The organism is Streptococcus infantis, assembly GCF_047465035.1.
In the GTDB taxonomy this organism is placed as follows: Bacteria; Bacillota; Bacilli; order Lactobacillales; family Streptococcaceae; genus Streptococcus; species Streptococcus infantis_T.
Genome location: NZ_JASHAQ010000039.1, coordinates 1 through 3,939 on the forward strand (window position 1 = coordinate 1; position 3,939 = coordinate 3,939).

Sequence of the window (3,939 nt, forward strand, 5' to 3'; positions counted from 1 at the left end):
CCATAGGATTCTTTCTAATGATGGTTTGGTCGCTTTTTATTATAGATCTTATGGGACTTTTTTTCTATACAAAATAGGCTCCATAAGATCCATAGGGGATTTACCCACTACAAATATTATAGAGCCAATAATTCTAAAAGATGAAAACATCTCAGGTGTTTTCATCTTTTTTCTTGACTCCTTGCTTGGATGTGATATACTTAACTAGTAAAGGAATGGTGTGAGAACCTTGTATTTATAGAAATTCTGTTCTGAGAAAGGAGCAAATCATGAGACAGTTGGCAAAAGATATCGATCAATTTTTAAATGAGATTATTCTCAAGGCGGAAAATCAGCATGAAATTTTGATTGGCCATTGTACCAGTGATGTAGCCTTGACCAATACCCAGGAGCATATTCTCATGCTTTTATCAGAGGATTCGCTCACCAACTCTGAGTTGGCGCGTCGTCTCAATGTTAGTCAAGCTGCCGTTACCAAGGCTATCAAATCCCTGGTTAAGGAGGGAATGTTAGAAACGTCTAAGGATCCTAAGGATGCTCGCGTTGTCTTCTATCAATTGACAGACTTGGCTCGACCTATTGCTGAGGAACACCACCATCATCATGAACATACCCTCTCGACTTATGAGCAGGTTGCCACTCAGTTCACACCAAACGAACAAAAAATTATCCAGCGGTTTTTAACTGCTTTAGTAGGAGAAATCAAGTAATGAGATACATCACAGTAGAGGATTTGTCCTTCTATTATGACAAGGAACCTGTGCTTGAGCATATCAATTACAGTGTTGATAGTGGGGAATTTGTCACACTGACAGGAGAAAATGGAGCGGCAAAGACTACTCTTATCAAAGCTAGTCTAGGTATTTTACAACCGAGAATTGGGAAAGTAACCATCTCAAAGATAAATATTCATGGGAAAAAGCTAAGAATCGCCTATCTTCCTCAGCAGATCGCCAGTTTTAATGCAGGCTTTCCTAGTACTGTTTATGAGTTTGTCAAATCAGGTCGCTATCCAAGAAAGGGTTGGTTCCGTCGTTTGAATGCCCATGATGAGGAACATATCAAGGCCAGTTTAAACTCTGTCGGTATGTGGGAACATCGGGATAAACGGATTGGTTCTCTCTCTGGTGGGCAAAAGCAAAGAGCGGTTATTGCACGTATGTTTGCTTCAGATCCAGATATCTTTATCTTGGATGAGCCAACGACTGGGATGGATGCAGGTACCAAGAATGAATTTTATGAGCTCATGCACCATAGTGCTCACCATCATGGCAAGGCTGTTCTGATGATTACTCACGATCCTGAAGAAGTCAAGGATTACGCAGATCGCAATATCCACCTTGTTCGTGACCAAGATTCGCCATGGCGTTGTTTCAATGTCCATGAAAATGACCAGGAGGTGGAGCATGCTTAATCTATTTTCTTATGATTTTATGCAGCGGGCCTTTTTGGCAGTTATTGCCATGAGCCTCTTTTCACCAGTCCTTGGGACCTTCCTCATTTTGCGCCGTCAAAGTCTCATGAGTGATACTCTGAGTCACGTCTCACTTTCGGGTGTTGCCTTTGGTTTGGTTTTGGGAATCTCTCCGACCATCTCAACCATTGCCATTGTCTTGATTGCAGCGGTCTTCCTTGAATACCTGCGTACGGTTTATAAAAGCTTTATGGAGATTGGGACAGCCATTCTCATGTCGACGGGTCTTGCGGTTTCACTCATTGTGATGAGTAAGGGTAAGAGCTCTAGTTCTATGAGCTTGGACCAATACCTTTTTGGTTCTATTGTGACTATTAGTCAAGAGCAGGTAATTGGGCTCTTTATCATTGCAGCGGTTGTTTTAATCCTGACCTTCCTCTTTTTGAGACCCATGTACATCTTAACTTTTGACGAGGATACAGCTTTTGTCGATGGACTTCCAGTGCGTACCATGTCAATTCTCTTTAATATGGTAACGGGTGTGGCTATCGCTCTCATGATCCCAGCTGCGGGAGCACTTTTGGTATCAACTATCATGGTCTTGCCAGCAAGTATTGCTTTGCGTTTAGGGAAGAACTTTAGTTCGGTAATGATTCTTGCCAGCGTTATTGGTTTTCTAGGCATGGTGGCAGGACTTTATATATCCTATTATGCAGAAACACCACCGAGTGCAAGTATCACCCTTATCTTTGTAGTTGTCTTCTTGTTAGTCAGCTTACTCAAACGTTTTATCAAATAGGAGAAGTACATGAAAAAACTAGGCCTACTTTTGGCAAGTCTTGTGACAGTCTTCTTAGTTGCTTGTTCTAATCAAAAACAGGCAGACGGAAAATTAAATATTGTCACAACTTTCTATCCTGTCTACGAATTTACCAAGCAAGTAGCAGGAGATACAGCCAATGTCGAGCTCTTGATTGGGGCAGGGACAGAACCACATGATTATGAACCATCGCCTAAGGCAGTTGCTAAAATCCAAGACGCTGATGCCTTTGTTTATGAAAATGAGAACATGGAAACATGGGTTCCCAAGCTTTTAGATTCACTAGATGCGAAAAAAGTAAAAACAATCAAGGCTACTGGAGATATGTTGCTTCTTCCAGGTAGTGAGGAAGAGGAAGACCATGACCATGGTGAAGAAGGCCATCATCACGAGTATGACCCTCATGTATGGTTGTCTCCTGCGCGTGCCATTAAGCTTGTAGAGCACATTCGTGACAGTTTATCAGCTGACTATCCAGATAAGAAGGCGACTTTTGAACAAAATGCAGCAGCCTATATCGAAAAACTACAAGCCTTGGACAAGGCCTATAGTGAAGGACTTTCTAGTGCTAAACAAAAGAGTTTTGTGACTCAACACGCGGCCTTCCGTTATCTAGCTTTAGATTACGGACTCAATCAAGTTTCTATCTCAGGTCTTTCCCCAGATGCGGAGCCTTCAGCAAGTCGCTTGGCAGAATTGACCGAGTACATCAAGAAAAACAAGATTTCTTATATCTACTTTGAAGAAAATGCCTCTCAAGCTCTAGCTAATACTCTTTCAAAAGAAACAGGAGTTAAGTTAGACGTTCTGAATCCTCTAGAAAGCTTGACCGAAGAGGACATGAAGGCCGGTGAAAACTATATCTCTGTCATGGAGAAAAATCTCAAGGCCCTCAAGCAAACAACTGACCAAGCAGGGGCAGAAATTGAGCCAGAAAAAGCCGAGGAAACTAAAACCGTTCAAAATGGTTACTTTGAAGATGCCGATGTCAAGGATCGTACCTTGAGTGACTATGCTGGTAACTGGCAGTCTGTTTATCCTTTCCTTGAAAATGGTACTCTAGATCAAGTCTTTGACTACAAGGCTAAATTGACTGGTAAAATGACCAAGGATGAATACAAAGCCTACTATCAAAAGGGCTATCAAACCGATGTATCTAAGATAAATATCACGGATAACACTATGGAATTCATCCAAGGTGACCAAAGTAAGAAATATACATACAAGTATGTCGGCAAGAAAATTTTGACTTATAAGAAAGGGAATCGAGGAGTTCGTTATCTCTTTGAAGCGACAGATGCGGATGCTGGACAATTTAAGTATGTTCAGTTTAGCGACCACAATATCGCTCCGGTCAAGGCAGAACATTTCCATATCTTCTTTGGAGGCACTAGCCAAGAAGCCCTCTTTGAAGAGATGGACAACTGGCCAACCTACTATCCAGATGGCTTATCAGGTCAAGAGATTGCTCAAGAAATGTTGGCTCATTAAGATACGAATCACATGATAAAAGCGGACAGGAAAGTTTTCTGGTTATCAGAATCCTCTCTTGTCCGCTTTTTTTGAGTTTTGTAAGTTAGGCTCTTTGTCAACTGTAGTGGGTTGAATAAAAACTAACATCTGGAGAGGACAATTGATGTCCTCTTCATTTTTATATTCAGAGCGATGAAAATTCGTTTCTTAAAGTTGTCAAAGTTCCGAAATC

General features: G+C 41.4%; 5 protein-coding genes. All 5 read left to right on the forward strand.

Going from position 1 to position 3,939, the window contains the following annotated elements; translation table 11 throughout:
• Positions 1–208 (forward strand): hypothetical protein (locus tag QM406_RS09855; protein WP_414274113.1); only part of this gene is annotated, 208 nt, incomplete at its 5' end.
• Between the two features lie 61 nt (positions 209–269).
• Complete coding sequence (gene adcR / locus QM406_RS09860) at positions 270–710, forward strand: zinc-dependent transcriptional regulator AdcR (protein ID WP_075232375.1); 441 nt, start codon at positions 270–272, stop codon at positions 708–710.
• Positions 710–1,414, forward strand: coding sequence for a metal ABC transporter ATP-binding protein (locus tag QM406_RS09865; protein ID WP_075232376.1), 705 nt, complete (start codon positions 710–712; stop codon positions 1,412–1,414). Before adcR ends, QM406_RS09865 begins: the two co-directional genes overlap by 1 nt.
• Entirely contained in the window at positions 1,407–2,213 is an 807-nt protein-coding gene (locus QM406_RS09870) for a metal ABC transporter permease (protein ID WP_414274114.1), read from the forward strand. Before QM406_RS09865 ends, QM406_RS09870 begins: the two co-directional genes overlap by 8 nt.
• 9 nt (positions 2,214–2,222) lie before the next feature.
• Complete coding sequence (locus QM406_RS09875) at positions 2,223–3,725, forward strand: zinc ABC transporter substrate-binding protein AdcA (protein ID WP_414274115.1); 1,503 nt, start codon at positions 2,223–2,225, stop codon at positions 3,723–3,725.
• Positions 3,726–3,939 lie beyond the last annotated feature (214 nt).

Coding starts and splice junctions, on each gene's coding strand:
- adcR (WP_075232375.1), top strand. CDS start 270: ATGAGACAGTTGGCAAAAGATATCGATCAATTTTTAAATGAGATTATT.
- QM406_RS09865 (WP_075232376.1), top strand. CDS start 710: ATGAGATACATCACAGTAGAGGATTTGTCCTTCTATTATGACAAGGAA.
- QM406_RS09870 (WP_414274114.1), top strand. CDS start 1,407: ATGCTTAATCTATTTTCTTATGATTTTATGCAGCGGGCCTTTTTGGCA.
- QM406_RS09875 (WP_414274115.1), top strand. CDS start 2,223: ATGAAAAAACTAGGCCTACTTTTGGCAAGTCTTGTGACAGTCTTCTTA.